We start from the raw sequence: 13,401 nt of genomic DNA on the forward strand, positions 1-13,401 counted from the left end.
GCTGGTCAGGCCGCGTCGTGGGTCTTCGCCATCTCGACAAACGCGCGCCAGGCCGCCGGGCTGAAGGACAACGTCGGGCCTGCCTGGTCCTTCGAGTCCCGGACGCCGACGACGCCGGGAAGGTTATCGGCGACCTCCACGCAAGCCCCGCCGTTGGTGGACGAGCGGGACGACTTCCGCCAGTGAGCACCCGTCATGTTGTCCATGTCTTCGCCGCTTCCTTGAGTACGTCGAGTGTCTGCCCGAGCGGGAGGGCTTCGCCCCGGACCGCGTCCCACGACAATCCCAGGCTAGCAACTGGGTCCGGCTGTCCTGCGATCTGCGCCGCCAACTGGTTGTCGACGTAGCCGGCGCGTGATCCGTCGGGCAGGTCGGCCAGGATGAACGCCCCGGCCAGCCCTGAGTAGATGCCAGCGGACAGCGGCACAATGCGCAACTGAATATGCGGCTGTTCCGCACAGGTCATGAGGTGTTCTGTCTGCTCGGCCATGACGTCAGGGCCACCGCAGGCCCGGCGGACGACCATCTCGTCTAGGACCACGAATAGCTGAGGAGCCGGTACGCGGGCGAGGACCGCTTGCCTCTCCAATCTCGCCGACACACGTTGGTCTAGCTCCGAGAGTGGCACCCGCGCCGCGCGGAACGTTGCTCGTGCGTACGCCTCGGTCTGAAGGAGCCCGGGCACGAAGGCGTGTTCATACCAGCGCAGCGCCATCGCCTCTCGCTCGATCTCGATCCACTCCCGAAGCCAGACCGGCGCAGCGTCGCCCTTGACCAGCTCTTCCCAGAGTGTGGCGAAGTACCCCCCCGGTTCCTAGCGCCTTATCCACCGCAGTGAGGTACGGCAGAGTTGGAGGCTTCGTCCCAGTCTCGATCGCGCTCACCTGTGAGTCCGAACAATAGACCTGCTCACCGAGCTGCACCTGAGTCAGACCGGCGGCCGTACGACGCCGCCGCAGCTCGCGAAGTAGGTACTCAGACGGCGAGATTCCCACGGCTTCCACGCCCCTTCACAACGTTCCACGCGCTTCCTTGGCGGCCCACATTCAGGCTCCACACTCTGCGATCAATCGATCACTATTCCGAGCGTACGGGCGGTGCGTCCAGGGTGGAAGGACAAGACGGCGCGACCGGTAGGGATCCGAACCCGGCGGACGCGTTCGTATCCGGGGCCGCCCCCGCTGGGCGAACACACGGGGGCGGCCCCTTCCAATGACTACGCGAAGGAGGCACCGTGCGTTTCAAGCTCTGGCGCAGCCAGCCCGCCCCGAGAGTGCCTGCGCCTTGCCCGGCTCCGCGACTTCCGGCCTGGGTCACGGCGCACACCGAGGCGTTCCGGGTTGACGACATCGGCCGGGTGGGCCATCTGACGCGGGCGCAGGAGTTTCGGGCAAACGGGGGGCGGGGATGATCACCACTCAGGTTTCCGTCCCCGATCGAGGGCCCGTCGCGGACCGTCCGCGTCAGCATTGCCAGGCCCCGCCCCACACGCCGCTACGGCCGCACTGGGCGTGCCGCGCCGACGGTCAGCCGTGGCCGTGCGCGACGGCGCGGCTCATGCTCAAGGCCGAGTACGAAGATGCGATGCCGAGCCTGTCGATCTACCTGGCCGGGCTGCTGTACGAGGCGATGCGCGACCTGTACCACCTGAACCCGCACGACGGCCCGAGCCCGCGAGCCCTGTTCGACCGGTTCGTCGGCTGGGGGCCGTTCCGTAAGCCGATCGTCGGGACTCCGTGATAGCCGGTACGTACCCGCCGTGCCGGGCGAGGCCGCCGCCGGTTCCCCTGGAAGACTCGACATACCCCTGAGCTGGCCGGACGACGAGGGAGACGAGACATGCGAGTGAAGGACGTGGTCGACGCCATGGAGCTGCTGTACCGCGCCGCCGATCACCCCGAGGTGGTCGAGGTTTCCCGGTTCGGCCGCGACACGGAGCCTGGCGGGCAATCTCCGCCCGGCGTGAAGCTGCTGTTTCGGTCGGGAACCTCGGCCCTACTCGCTGCCTCGGTTCCGCCGCGTCCAGCTCCCGAGGCGGTGCCCCTAACGGCCGAGCTGCCTTCCCCGAGTCCGCGAGTGACCCGAACGCTTGCGCTCACGATGCGGCTGCTCGACTACGCGCGTCCGCCGGTCTTCAAGAGCTGGGAGACGTGCGCGTATCCCGGTGTCCACCTGAAGCCCAGCGCGGTACGGATCAATTGCACGGATGGCGATGTGGTCTACCTCCGTGTCACCGTGGCCTCCGGCCCTAGTCGTGACCCGGAGGCGGACCTTTACCCCGAGTACGAGATTCCCGAAGGAGTCCGAGCATGGCCCCCGGGAGTCAGTGCAGCACCTGCGGTGCCCGAGTAGGCGTGGCACCTGGCAAGAACTGTCCGCCGCACCAGGCGTTCGGAAGTCGCGGCACCTGCCCCGGATCGGGCAGGCCAACCATGTAGTCCCTCCTACTGACCGTCCGCCCCGGGCCGTCCACTCCCCGATGGGGATAACCCGGGGCGGGCAACTTTGCCCTGAGCACCTCACGAACCGCCGGCCGGCTCGCGCTGATCCGTCGACGTGAAATTCGGTGCGCTACTCGCCGTCGACGCGGCGGTCGCGCTTGCGCTGCGACTGGCGCTTCTTCTCGGCCAACCGGCGCTCCTTCGCGCCCCGCGACGGCCTGGTCGCCCGACGCGGTGGCGGGGGCGGCGCGGCGGCCTCGCGCAACAGCGCGACCATCCGCTCGCGGGCCGCCTCCCGGTTGGCAAGCTGCGCCCGGTGCTCGCTGGCCGCGATCGTCAACACGCCGTCCACCAGACGGTTGGCGAGCCGTTCCAGCGCCCGCGACCGGATCCAATCGGGCACCGACGGCGAGTTCGCCAGGTCGTAGCTCAGCTCGACCCGGGAGTCGGCGGTGTTCACGCCCTGCCCACCAGGGCCCGACGAACGGGAGAAACGCTCCCGCAGCTCACCGGCGGGGACGACCCACCGGTCGGTCACCCGCAGTCCGTCGTCCACGCCCCGAGGCTAGCCCGCCGCGGGTCGCACCGGGTTACCGGTGTGAAGGCTCACCCTTCGTGGACGAGGTGGGCGCCGGGCCGGCGGTCTCGTCGTCCGAACCGACCGCGGCGTACGCCACCGCGCCGAACAGCAGCAACCCCACGACCGCGGCCTTCACGGCAACCCCGCGGACCAGCAACCACGCGCCGCGGCGAGCGCCGGGCACCGATTTCTTCGCGGTCTGGTAGTCGGTCCACCCGCGCCGCGCCCGGGTGTACGCCGACCCCACCGCCCATCCGATGATCAGGCCCACCAGCAGGAGGACCGTGAGAAGAGGACGCTCCACCTGAGCCAGTATCCAGACCCAGCGTCATATTTCCATGGTCCGATGGCGCAGGGCCGGATATCCGACACTGGAGGCGACCGGCAGGGCCGTTCGGGCAGGTCAGCCACCCTTGCCGATGATCGTGTCGGCGGTCTGCTGGACCTGCTCGATGGGGATGGCGAAGCCGATTCCGATCGAGCCGTTGCCGTCGATGGTCGCGATGGCGGTGTTCACTCCGACCACCTCGCCCCGGGCGTTGACCAGCGGCCCGCCCGAGTTGCCGGGGTTGATGGACGCGTCGGTCTGCACCGCGCGGTGCCGGTTGTTGCCCAACCGCACCTGACGGTCCAGCGCGCTGACGATGCCGGCGGTGACCGTCCCGGACAGGCCCAGCGGTGAGCCCACCGCCAGCACGGGCTCACCGACCCGGGTCGCGCCCGGCTTCGCCAGCGGCAGCGGGGCGAGTCCGGCCGACGGTGGCACCTTCAACACCGCCAGGTCGCTGCCCGCCTCCCGGCCGACCACCTCGGCTTCGTACCGGCGGCCGTCGGGCAGCTCCACCGTCACCGGTCCGCCGCCGCCCTTGGCCAGGATGTGGTCGTTGGTGACCAGGTGCTGCTGGTCGTCGATGGCGAATCCCGAGCCCGTCGCGGACGCGCCGTTCGCGCCGCCAGCGAGCACCGACACCACACCGGGCACCGTCCGCTCGGCGGCGGTGACCAGCTCCGCCGGCACCGGCGCGGCGGACGCGGCGGCCGGTCCGGCACCGCCGTCCCGGCTGGCCACCACGCCCCCGGCCAGGGCACCCGACACGGCCGAGACCGCCACGATCGTCAGCGCGGCGAGCAACCGACCGGGTCGCCGCCCCCCGGGGTCACGGCCCGAGCCGGGAGCGTCCCACCACCCTCGCCCGTCCGGATCGAGGTCCGGCGAGATGAACCAGGGACCGCGCGGTTCGCCCAGTCCGGTCTGCACTGCCATGCGTACTCCTCACGGTCGACATCGGCGCTGCGGGTCAGGGCAGTCGGGAGAACCAGCGCATCGATCCGGCGGCGGCCCCCATCGCGAACACCAGTCCGAGGCCGATGAACCGCGCCGAGACGTCCTGGCGTTCGGTGCGGTAGCCGACCGAGCTGCCGATGTCGTCGTAGACGGCGCGCAGTTCGTCGATGGTGCTGGCCTCGTGGAACATCCCGCCGGTCTCGTCGGCGACGGCCCTGAGCGTCTGCCCGTCGACCGGCACCTGGATCGGCCGTCCGCCCCGGTCCACGAACCCCGACGGGGTGCCGAAGGAGATCGCGTGCACCGGCACCTTCGCCGCGACGGCCTCCGCCGCCGCCTCCATCGGGTCCATTCCCGAGGTGTTGGCCCCGTCGGACAGCAGGATGATCCGGGCCGGCGGTGGTTCCTTGGCGGCCTCGCTGTCCAGGCTCTTGACCGCTCCGAGCGAGGTGTTAATCGCCTCACCGATCGCGGTGCCCTGGACCCCGGTCACCCCCTCGGCCAGGCGGCCGATGCCCTCGTCGAGGGCGTCCCGGTCGGTGCCCGGTGGCACCAGGACGGCGGCGCTGCCGGCGAACGCGACGAGCCCCACGTTGAACTCGTCGGGCAGGCCCTCGACGAACCGTCGGGCCGCCTGCTTGGCCGCCGCCAGCCGGTCCGGCTCGACGTCGGTGGCGAGCATCGAGGTGGACACGTCGACGGCCACCATCACGGTGGCCCGCTCGCGGGGTACCCGGACCTCGGCGCTGGGCCGGGCGAAACCGACCACCAGCAACGCCAGCATGGCCAGGAACAGCCCGGCGGGTACGTGCCGACGCCAGGCCGGCCGTTCGGGCGCCACCCGGTCCAGCAGCCGCAGGTTGGTGAAGCGGATGGCGTAGCGGGCGCGTCCGCGCTGCACCACCAGGTACGCGACGACAAGCGCGAGCACGCCCACCAGCAGCCAGAGCCGCAGCGGGGACTCCCAGCTCACGCGGCACCTCCCCGGGCGGCCCCGGCCGGCGCGGCGGCCATCCGTCGCTGGGCGTGCACGTGGCGGACGATGTCCGCGCTGACGTCGCGGTCGGTACGCAGCCCCAGGTGTGTCGCCCCACTCCGGCGCAACGCCGCTCGGACCTGATCCCGCTGGGCGGCGGCCGCCGCGGCGTAGCGCTCCCGCAGGCGTCGGTCCGATGTGCACACCTCGCGGCGACGGCCGGTCTCCGGGTCGACGAGCGTGATCAGGCCGACGTCGGGCAGTTCCAGCTCACGGGGGTCGGTCACCTCGATCGCCAGCACCTGGTGGCGCGCGGACAGCCGGCGCAGGGTCCGCTCCCAGGGCGGCGGTTCGGCGGGGTCGTCCGGAAGGCCGTCGAGGAAGTCGGAGACCACCACCACGAGTCCACGCTGGTTGGCCACCCGTTGCAACGCGTCGAGCCCGTCGGCCAGCTCCGGGACCGGCGCGGTCGACCGTTGCCCCGGCCCATGGGTGGGCGCGCTGGCACGCGGGGCCGCGAGCAACGCCCGCAGCAGACCGAGCAGATGGGTACGCCCGCAGCGGGCCGGGAAGCGTCGCATCCCGTCGGCGCTCAACACCTGGGCGCCCAACCGGTTGCCGACGCCAGCGGTCAGGAAGCCGACGGCCGCCACCGCGGTCACCGCCAGCTCCCGTTTGTCCAGCTCGGCGGTGCCGAACTCCATGCTGGCGCTGGAGTCCACGAGCAGCCAGGTGGTCAGTTCCCGGTCGGCGTCGACCTGGCGGACGTGCGGCACCGCGGTCCTGGCCGTGACCGCCCAGTCCATCCGGCGGACCTCGTCCTCCCCCGGCCGGTACTCCCTGCTGCCGGCGGGTTCGCTACCCGGCCCGGGCAGCAGGCCACGGTACTGACCGTGCAGCAGGCCGTCGAGTCGCCGGGTGACGGTCAGTTCGAGTCGGCGCAGACGTTGGTCGGGGGTCAGCTCGGCCAGGCCGGGATCGGGTGCCGTGCTCACCGACGCACGGGCGGCGCGTCTCATGCCGCCGCCAGGTCGGGCGTCTGCTGGGGGTGTCCGGTGGCCACCCGGGGCGGGGGCACCGCCTCGACGAGTCGCCGGACGATGCTCTCCGCCGTGACCCCGTCGGCCACGGCGTCGAAGGAGAGCACCAGTCGGTGGGACAGGACGTCCACCGCCAACTCCCGGACGTCCTCGGGCAACACGTACTCCCGCCCGCGCAACAGCGCCTGCGCCCGGGCTGCGGCGACCAGGCCCAGCGTGGCCCGGGGGCTGGCGCCGTACGCGAGCAGCGGCGCGATCTCCGCCAGGCCGAACCGGCCCGGGTCGCGGGTGGCGAGGATCAGCCGGACCACGTACTCGGCCAGGGCGTGGTGGACGAAGATCCGCTCGGCGAGCCCCTGGAGGTGTCGCAGTCGTTGCGGGTCGAGCACCTGGCGCGCGCTGGGCCGGTCGCTGCTCATCCGGTAGAGGATCGCCAGTTCGTCGGCGTCGCTTGGGTAGTCGACGACCACCTTCATGAGGAACCGGTCGCGCTGCGCCTCGGGGAGCTGGTAGACCCCCTCGGACTCGATCGGGTTCTGGGTGGCCAGCACCAGGAACGGCTCCGGTACGGGCCAACTTCGCCCGCCGAGGGAGACCTGCCGTTCGGCCATCGCCTCCAACAACGCCGACTGGACCTTGGCGGGCGCCCGGTTGATCTCGTCGGCCAGCACGAGGTTGGCCATGATCGGACCCAGCTCGATGTCGAAGGTCTCCTTCGAGGCCCGGTAGATCCGTGTGCCCACGATGTCGGAGGGGACCAGGTCCGGGGTGAACTGGATGCGGGAGAAGGTGCCGCCGACCACGGTCGCGAGGGTCTGCGCGGCGAGGGTCTTGGCGACGCCGGGCAAGCCCTCCAGGAGGCAGTGCCCGTTGGCGATCAGTGCGGTGAGCAGACGCTCGACGAGCCGATCCTGCCCGACGATCACGCGTTTGACCTCGAAGAGGGTCTGTTCCAGCTCGGCGCCGCTCGGCTCGGGATCGACCGAGGTGGGCATGCTGGCCAGGGTGTCCGAGATGTCCGTCACGGTGCTTGCTTCCCGGGCGGGACCCCCGGCAAACGTCGGATTGTGCGGGCCGGACCGGCCGGGAGCACCCGCAACGGGCACGAGCCGCGCGAAAGAGTGACGAGTCACGCGAGCCGGTCGCGCGAGACCGAATCACCCCGGGGCGACCGGGAGGGCACGCAGTCGACCTCATCGGGAGCGCGATCCGGCCCCCGCGCGGGATGCGCGGGGGCCGGCTCTTCCCAGCTCGCTCAGAAGGTGTGCGTGAGCAGCGTGAAGCCCAGGTCGGCCGGCACTCCGGCAGAGTTGTACGTCTGGACGAAGACCGCGTTCGGGGTGCTCAGGCGCGGGGCGACCGTCGCCTCACCGGCAGGCGGGACGCAGCAGGCGTTGGCGCTCGAAATGGTCGCCAGGTAGGCGCCGGTCGAGACGTTCACGCCGAACTGCACCTCGTACTGGCCGGCGCCGTACTTGATGACGGTGCCGGTGCCGCGGACCTTGGTCCCGTTGGCGTTGACGACGGTAAAGTAGGTGGCCGTCGCCAACGTGCTGGCGTCGCCGGCCTTCAGTGCGGCCTTGGCCTTGCGGGCCGACTCCGCCGTCACCGGTGGCTGGGTGTTCGTGGCGCGGGACGCCGGCTGGACGGCCGCCTGCGGCGCCTTCGCCGACGGCTGGGCGACGGCGATGCCCCCACCCGCCAGGGTGAGTGCCGCGACCGCGAACCCGATCGCTGCCGCCTTACGTCGGAAGGATGTACTCATGACAGGTCCCCCTTGTGTGACCGTGCGAATTCGGCCGACCCGCGGGGCGGGACGGATAATTGCCGAGAAATAAATTAGACGCCTGATAACTCGGTGACAGTCACCGGCACTGAGCTGGGATTACTACTCAGAGTTGCGTCGTTTCAACCAGATGGAACGTAGCACCGCGAAAAGCCGCAGGTCAATAGTTGATCTCGCATTATCGACGTGTCATCCAGCCGTCAGATAATTGTGAAAGGTGAACGGAGACCAATTCACGAAATTGCTCGGCCGCGACCCCGGTTAGGCTGAGCGCCATGATCGTCACCGACGACCCGCCCGCGCCGACCCGCCGCCGAGGTCTGATCCGCCGCCGAGGTCTGATCCGCACCGCCCTCTGCTGGTTGGTCGTCGGGCCCACGGCCGCCTTCGCCGCCGTACGTCTGGCCGGACTGGACCGGGGACCGCTGGTGCAGGCGCTCGCCTTCACCCCGTACATCGCCGGAGTGAGCGTGGTGGCGCTCGGGCTCAGCGTCGCGCTGCGGCGCTGGTGGCCGGCGGCGGTCGCGGCCCTGGCCGCCGTGGCGCTGCTCGGCGTGGTCGCGCCCCGGGCGCTGGCCGCGCCGCAGCCGACGGCCACCGGCCCGACAATCCGGCTGCTCACCGCGAACCTGCTCGCCGGGGCCGCCGACGCGTCGGCGCTCGTGGAACTGGTCCGACAGCACCGGGTCGACGTGCTCACCGTGCAGGAGTTCACACCCGACGCGCAGGCCGCGCTGGACCGGCTCGGGCTCGACCGGCTGCTCCCCCACCGGCAGCTCAACGCGCACGTCGGGACGCCCGGCTCGGGGCTCTACTCGCGCTGGCCGCTCAGCGACGTCGGCATCCGTAACAACCGGGGCCAGGGCGGCTGGGGGTTCAGCCAGGCGTACGGCACCGTAGCCGTCCCCGGGGCGCCACCGGTCCGTGTCGAGTCGGCCCACCCGTCGGCGCCGTCCGCGCTGGACCAGGTTGACGCATGGCGTACCGACCTGACCGCCCAACCACCCGCCACGCCCGACGGTGAGCTGCGGATCCTCGCCGGGGACTTCAACGCCACCCTCGACCACGGTCCACTGAGGGCGCTGCTGCGCACCGGCTACGTCGACGCCGCCGACGCCACCGGCAAGGGGCTGACCGGCACGTGGGGCCCGTACGACGGTGACCTGATCCCCCCAGTCACGATCGACCACGTCCTCGTCGACCGCCGCATAGCGGTAAACAAGGTAAAGGTCCTACCCCTCCCCAAGTCCGACCACCGCCCCGTCCTGGCGACCGTCACCCTCCCAACCCGGTAACCGACCCCACCCCAACCGCTGTCGATCATGGAGTTGTGGTGGGCATTGTGAGAACGGAAACCCGTTTTGCGGAGCACCACAACTCCATGATCGACCAGGGTGGGGTGGGACGGGGGTGGGGGCGGTGGGGTGGGGGTTAGACCGGGGTGGGGGCTAGGCCGTAGGTGAGGGCGTCTACCAGGGCGTGCCAGCTTGCCTCGACGACGTTGGGGTGTACGCCCACCGTCGTCCAGTCCCGGCCGGTGCCGTTGGCGGTCTCCAGCAACACCCGCGTCACCGCGCCCGTGCCGTGGCTGCCCTCCAGGATGCGCACCTTGTAGTCGGCCAGCTCGAAGTCGCGTAGCTGCGGGTAGTGCCGCGCCAGCCCGACCCGCAGCGCCTCATCCAGCGCGTTGACCGGGCCGTTGCCCTCCGCCGTGGCGATGACCCGCTCGCCGCGTACCCGGATCTTCACGGTCGCCTCGGAGACGACCGCGCCGTCCTCGCGGTGCTCGACCAGCACCCGGTACGACTCAAGGGTGAACGGCCGCGCCGGGCCGCCCTCCGGGAGTTCGGAGCGCACGAGCAGCTCGAACGAGGCGTCGGCGGCCTCGAAGGACCAACCTCCGGCCTCCAACTCCTTGACCCGCTTGGTGACCCGGGTCAACGCCTCCGGACGGTCGGCCAGGTCCAGGCCGAGTTCACGGCTCTTGAGCTCGACACTGGCCCGGCCGGCCATCTCGGTTATCAGGATCCGCATGTCGTTGCCCACCACCGACGGGTCCACGTGGTTGTAGAGCAACGGGTCGACCTTGATCGCGCTCGCGTGCAGCCCCGCCTTGTGGGCGAAGGCGGCGGCCCCGGCGTACGCCTGGTGGGTGTCGGGGGCGATGTTGGCGATCTCGGCGATGGCGTGCGAGACCCGCACCATCTGGGCCAGGCATCCCTCCGGTAGGACGGGCATACCCAGCTTGAGCTGGAGATTGGCGACGACGGCGAAGATGTCGGCGTTGCCGGGGCGTTCGCCGTACCCGTTGGCGGTGCCCTGCACGTGCCGGACCCCCGCCTCGACGGCGGCGATCGTGTTGGCTACCGCGCAGGCCGTGTCGTTCTGGGCGTGCATGCCGAACAGCGCGGCGTCGACCCCGAGCCGGTCGGTCAGGTCGTGGATCGCGGCGGTCACCTGGGACGGCAGCATCCCGCCGTTGGTGTCGCAGAGGACCATCCGCTCGGCGCCCGCGGCGAGCGCGGTCTGCACCACGGCGGCGCCGTACGCGGGGTCGTGGCGGTAGCCGTCGAAGAAGTGCTCACCGTCGACGAACACCCGGCGTCCCTCGGCGACCAGGTGGGTGACGGTGTCGTGGATCATCGCCAGGTTCTCCGCGCCGGTGGTGCGCAACGCGCGCTCGACATGGCGGATGTCGGCCTTGGCGACCAGGGCGACCGCCGGAGTCTGCGCGTCCAGCAGGCCGCGCACCTGGGGGTCGTCGGCGACCGCGACACCGACCTTGCGGGTGGCGCCGAACGCCACCAGCACGGCGTGACGCAGGGTCAGCTCGGTGCGGGCGCGGCGGAAGAACTCGGTGTCCTTGGGCACCGCGCCCGGCCAGCCGCCCTCGATGAACCCGACGCCGAACTCGTCGAGCAGCCGGGCCACCGCCAGCTTGTCGACCACCGAGTAGGTGAGCCCCTCGCGCTGGGCGCCGTCTCGCAACGTCGTGTCGAAGACCTGGAACGTCATCAGGATCCTTTCTCGGAGCAACAAAAAGACCCCCCGCGGGATGCGGGAGGTCTGCGCGCTCGGCGGAGGGAGAGCCGGCGCGCTAGGTCGCAATAATCAGGGCGGTGCAGGTCACGATCGCTACTCTGCCACCCGCTTCCGCTTTTGGGAGAGACAATCCAAATGGTGGGACATCCCGCCCGCAAGGAGGCCCCGTGCTCACCGTGTCGCTCGACACCGACACCCCGCCCGCCGAGGGCTGACCCATGGGACTGGACACGATCCGGGCGGCCCTGCCCGCGTACGCCACGGACATCGCCCACAACCTCGACTCGACGATCGGCGCCTCGACGCTGACCCCGGCGCGGACGTGGGGCACGGCGCTGGCCTGCGCGGTGGCCGCGCGCAACCCGCTGGTACTGCGCGAGATCGCCGCCGAGGCGCTCGACCACCTCGGGCCGGACGGCGTCGAGGCGGCCAAAGGCGCGGCGGCCGTCATGGCGATGACCAACATCTACTACCGCGCCACGCATCTCATGGCCGACGAGGAGTACGCCTCGATACCGGCCCGCCTCCGCATGCAGCTCGTCGCCCGACCCGGCGTGGACAAGAGCGACTTCAAGCTGTGGTGCCTCGGCGTCTCCGCGATCATCGGCTGCGAGATCTGCCTCCAGACGCAGGAGAAGGCGCTGCGCCGTCGTGGCGTAACCCGGGAGCAGGTGCACGAGGCGTTGCGGATCTCCGCCGTCGTCCACGCGGCGGCGGTCACGCTGGACGCCGAGGCCGCCCTGGCCTGAGCCCCTCGTGCGGCCCGGACCGGCCGGCGCTTGGGCCCGGTCGCCGTTTCCGGGCCCCCGCAGCCGGGTAGCTCCCCAGGGGCGGGCACGACAGCCCGGGACGTCGGCGACAGTCAGGAGCGAACGGCATGGACAGGATCGACCCGCACGCCGCCCACGCCGGGACGGACCCGCTGCGCGACGGCGACCAGGGCGCCGTGGCCGGCGGGGCGCCGGCCGGCACGTTCGACCCGTGGCGCTACCGCGACACCGCCGGCGTGGCCGACGCCGACCTGGTCGGCTACAAGGTCGAGGCCAGCGACGGCGGTGTCGGCAAGATTGACAGCGCCAGCCACGAGGTCGGCGGCAGCTACCTGGTCGTGGACACCGGACCGTGGATCTTCGGCAAGAAGGTGATGCTGCCCGCCGGCACGGTCAACCTGGTCGACCACGACCAGCGCACCGTCTCCATCGACCGCACCCGCGACCAGATCAAGGCCGCCCCGGAGTACGACGAGGCCAGCCACAGCGACCCGACGTACCGGGACCAACTCGGCGGTTACTACGACGAGACGTACGGCGCCCTCCCTCCGGGCACCGCGCGCTGAGCGATCCGACCCGACGGCCGGTGGGGCATGAGCCCACCGGCCGTTACCGTGGGCAGGTGGACGCCATCGACGACGAACGTCACATCACGCTGCCCGTGACCTTCAACTTCCGCGACGTCGGCGGCTACCTCGGCCACGACGGCCGCACCGTGCGCCGTGGTCGCCTCTACCGCTCCGACTCCCTGCACCGGCTCGACGAGCAGGACCGCGACGCGTTCGCCGCGATCGGCATCCGTACCGTCGTCGACCTGCGCCGCCCCACCGAGGTGGAGCGCGACGGTCGGGTGCCGGCCTACCAGGGGCTGACCTACCGGCACATCCACCCGGAGCACGAGGACTGGTCGCTGACGCCGCACGAGAAGGGCACCGACCTGGCGCGCTACCTCGCCGACCGCTACGCCGACCTGGCCCAGACCGGCACCGCGGGCCTGGGCGAGGCGATCGGGCTGATCGCCGACTCGGCGAACGCCCCGGTCGTCGTGCACTGTGTGGCCGGCAAGGACCGAACCGGCATCGTGTGCGCCCTGACCCTCGCCGTGCTGGGCGTCGACGACGCGGACATCACCGCCGACTACGCGCTGAGCAGCGAGGCGTCGGCCCGGTTCAGCGCCTGGCTGGCCGCCACCATGCCGGACGCCGGGGAGGTACCGGCGCCGTTCCTGGCGTCGCCCGCCGAGGCCATGCAGATGTTCCTGGACGAGCTGCGCGAGGGGCACGGATCGATCGAGGCGTACCTGCGGCATGCCGGGGTGACCGACAAGCAGCTCGCGGCCCTGCGCGACCACCTGCTCGACGAGGGTTAGAGCGGCGGGGGGGGGGCGGGGCCCCCCCCCCCCCCCCCGGCCCTGGTCAGTCGCGACGGGAAGGTCACCTCGGTATTGCCCCGGTCTGCGTCGCCCACCGGCCTACGGGCAT

At 71.3% G+C, this 13,401-nt stretch carries 15 protein-coding genes and 1 pseudogene; 6 read left to right on the forward strand and 10 right to left on the reverse strand.

What is annotated here, in order from left to right:
• Nucleotides 1-5: 5 nt before the first annotated feature.
• Both ACLQ25_RS19815 and ACLQ25_RS19820 read right to left on the reverse strand, forming a co-directional pair.
• Nucleotides 6-206, reverse strand: coding sequence for a DUF397 domain-containing protein (locus ACLQ25_RS19815; RefSeq protein ID WP_425732298.1), 201 nt, complete (start codon nucleotides 204-206; stop codon nucleotides 6-8).
• A pseudogene (locus tag ACLQ25_RS19820) lies at nucleotides 194-1,004 on the reverse strand (helix-turn-helix domain-containing protein). Before ACLQ25_RS19820 ends, ACLQ25_RS19815 begins: the two are co-directional and overlap by 13 nt.
• Nucleotides 1,005-1,407: 403 nt before the next feature.
• On the opposite strand from ACLQ25_RS19820, the gene ACLQ25_RS19825 reads away from it, so the two are divergent.
• Both ACLQ25_RS19825 and ACLQ25_RS19830 read left to right on the forward strand, forming a co-directional pair.
• Nucleotides 1,408-1,740, forward strand: coding sequence for a hypothetical protein (locus ACLQ25_RS19825; RefSeq protein WP_425732299.1), 333 nt, complete (start codon nucleotides 1,408-1,410; stop codon nucleotides 1,738-1,740).
• A 99-nt stretch (nucleotides 1,741-1,839) separates the two neighbouring features.
• Nucleotides 1,840-2,352 (forward strand): hypothetical protein, encoded by a 513-nt coding sequence (locus ACLQ25_RS19830; protein WP_425732300.1) that lies wholly within the window; start codon nucleotides 1,840-1,842, stop codon nucleotides 2,350-2,352.
• 219 nt (nucleotides 2,353-2,571) lie between these two features.
• Here ACLQ25_RS19830 and arfB read toward each other — a convergent pair whose 3' ends face one another.
• The 7 genes from arfB to ACLQ25_RS19865 all read right to left on the reverse strand — a co-directional run bounded on the left by arfB (nucleotide 2,572) and on the right by ACLQ25_RS19865 (nucleotide 8,087).
• Nucleotides 2,572-2,997: an alternative ribosome rescue aminoacyl-tRNA hydrolase ArfB gene (gene arfB, locus ACLQ25_RS19835; protein ID WP_396801670.1), complete on the reverse strand. Its 426-nt coding sequence runs from the start codon at nucleotides 2,995-2,997 to the stop codon at nucleotides 2,572-2,574.
• Nucleotides 2,998-3,031: 34 nt separating this feature from the next.
• On the reverse strand, nucleotides 3,032-3,325 hold the full coding sequence (locus ACLQ25_RS19840; protein ID WP_425732301.1) for a hypothetical protein: 294 nt from the start codon (nucleotides 3,323-3,325) through the stop codon (nucleotides 3,032-3,034).
• A 99-nt stretch (nucleotides 3,326-3,424) separates the two neighbouring features.
• Nucleotides 3,425-4,285 (reverse strand): S1C family serine protease, encoded by an 861-nt coding sequence (locus ACLQ25_RS19845; protein ID WP_425732302.1) that lies wholly within the window; start codon nucleotides 4,283-4,285, stop codon nucleotides 3,425-3,427.
• A gap of 34 nt (nucleotides 4,286-4,319) precedes the next feature.
• Nucleotides 4,320-5,279: a VWA domain-containing protein gene (locus ACLQ25_RS19850; protein ID WP_425732303.1), complete on the reverse strand. Its 960-nt coding sequence runs from the start codon at nucleotides 5,277-5,279 to the stop codon at nucleotides 4,320-4,322.
• Nucleotides 5,276-6,301: a DUF58 domain-containing protein gene (locus ACLQ25_RS19855; RefSeq protein ID WP_425732304.1), complete on the reverse strand. Its 1,026-nt coding sequence runs from the start codon at nucleotides 6,299-6,301 to the stop codon at nucleotides 5,276-5,278. Before ACLQ25_RS19855 ends, ACLQ25_RS19850 begins: the two co-directional genes overlap by 4 nt.
• Nucleotides 6,298-7,347: an AAA family ATPase gene (locus ACLQ25_RS19860; RefSeq protein WP_425732305.1), complete on the reverse strand. Its 1,050-nt coding sequence runs from the start codon at nucleotides 7,345-7,347 to the stop codon at nucleotides 6,298-6,300. The genes ACLQ25_RS19855 and ACLQ25_RS19860 overlap by 4 nt, the downstream gene beginning before the upstream one ends.
• A 230-nt stretch (nucleotides 7,348-7,577) precedes the next feature.
• Complete coding sequence (locus ACLQ25_RS19865) at nucleotides 7,578-8,087, reverse strand: hypothetical protein (protein WP_425732306.1); 510 nt, start codon at nucleotides 8,085-8,087, stop codon at nucleotides 7,578-7,580.
• A 296-nt stretch (nucleotides 8,088-8,383) separates the two neighbouring features.
• Here ACLQ25_RS19865 and ACLQ25_RS19870 point away from each other — a divergent pair, with 296 nt between their 5' ends.
• The gene (locus ACLQ25_RS19870; protein WP_425732307.1) at nucleotides 8,384-9,403 is read left to right on the forward strand and encodes an endonuclease/exonuclease/phosphatase family protein; all 1,020 of its coding nucleotides are present in this window, start codon (nucleotides 8,384-8,386) and stop codon (nucleotides 9,401-9,403) included.
• Between the two features lie 136 nt (nucleotides 9,404-9,539).
• Here ACLQ25_RS19870 and cimA read toward each other — a convergent pair whose 3' ends face one another.
• The gene (cimA, locus tag ACLQ25_RS19875; protein WP_425732308.1) at nucleotides 9,540-11,123 is read right to left on the reverse strand and encodes a citramalate synthase; all 1,584 of its coding nucleotides are present in this window, start codon (nucleotides 11,121-11,123) and stop codon (nucleotides 9,540-9,542) included.
• A 245-nt stretch (nucleotides 11,124-11,368) separates the two neighbouring features.
• Here cimA and ACLQ25_RS19880 point away from each other — a divergent pair, with 245 nt between their 5' ends.
• From ACLQ25_RS19880 to ACLQ25_RS19890, 3 genes are all read left to right on the forward strand, one after another.
• Nucleotides 11,369-11,899, forward strand: a complete 531-nt coding sequence (locus ACLQ25_RS19880) for a carboxymuconolactone decarboxylase family protein (RefSeq protein ID WP_425732309.1) — start codon at nucleotides 11,369-11,371, stop codon at nucleotides 11,897-11,899.
• Nucleotides 11,900-12,027: 128 nt separating this feature from the next.
• Nucleotides 12,028-12,486, forward strand: a complete 459-nt coding sequence (locus ACLQ25_RS19885) for a PRC-barrel domain containing protein (protein WP_425732310.1) — start codon at nucleotides 12,028-12,030, stop codon at nucleotides 12,484-12,486.
• Nucleotides 12,487-12,542: 56 nt separating this feature from the next.
• Nucleotides 12,543-13,289 carry a tyrosine-protein phosphatase gene (locus ACLQ25_RS19890; RefSeq protein WP_425732311.1) on the forward strand — a complete coding sequence of 249 codons (747 nt, stop codon included), beginning with the start codon at nucleotides 12,543-12,545 and terminating at the stop codon, nucleotides 13,287-13,289.
• Nucleotides 13,290-13,401: the final 112 nt, after the last annotated feature.

Origin of the sequence: Micromonospora sp. DT44, from assembly GCF_049841635.1 — a bacterium.
In the GTDB taxonomy this organism is placed as follows: Bacteria; Actinomycetota; Actinomycetes; order Mycobacteriales; family Micromonosporaceae; genus Micromonospora.

Bases quoted from the DNA above. Each gene is read 5' to 3' on its own strand.
- ACLQ25_RS19815 (WP_425732298.1), bottom strand. From the start codon at position 206: ATGGACAACATGACGGGTGCTCACTGGCGGAAGTCGTCCCGCTCGTCC.
- ACLQ25_RS19825 (WP_425732299.1), top strand. From the start codon at position 1,408: ATGATCACCACTCAGGTTTCCGTCCCCGATCGAGGGCCCGTCGCGGAC.
- ACLQ25_RS19830 (WP_425732300.1), top strand. From the start codon at position 1,840: ATGCGAGTGAAGGACGTGGTCGACGCCATGGAGCTGCTGTACCGCGCC.
- ACLQ25_RS19845 (WP_425732302.1), bottom strand. From the start codon at position 4,285: ATGGCAGTGCAGACCGGACTGGGCGAACCGCGCGGTCCCTGGTTCATC.
- ACLQ25_RS19855 (WP_425732304.1), bottom strand. From the start codon at position 6,301: ATGAGACGCGCCGCCCGTGCGTCGGTGAGCACGGCACCCGATCCCGGC.
- ACLQ25_RS19865 (WP_425732306.1), bottom strand. From the start codon at position 8,087: ATGAGTACATCCTTCCGACGTAAGGCGGCAGCGATCGGGTTCGCGGTC.
- ACLQ25_RS19870 (WP_425732307.1), top strand. From the start codon at position 8,384: ATGATCGTCACCGACGACCCGCCCGCGCCGACCCGCCGCCGAGGTCTG.
- cimA (WP_425732308.1), bottom strand. From the start codon at position 11,123: ATGACGTTCCAGGTCTTCGACACGACGTTGCGAGACGGCGCCCAGCGC.
- ACLQ25_RS19880 (WP_425732309.1), top strand. From the start codon at position 11,369: ATGGGACTGGACACGATCCGGGCGGCCCTGCCCGCGTACGCCACGGAC.
- ACLQ25_RS19885 (WP_425732310.1), top strand. From the start codon at position 12,028: ATGGACAGGATCGACCCGCACGCCGCCCACGCCGGGACGGACCCGCTG.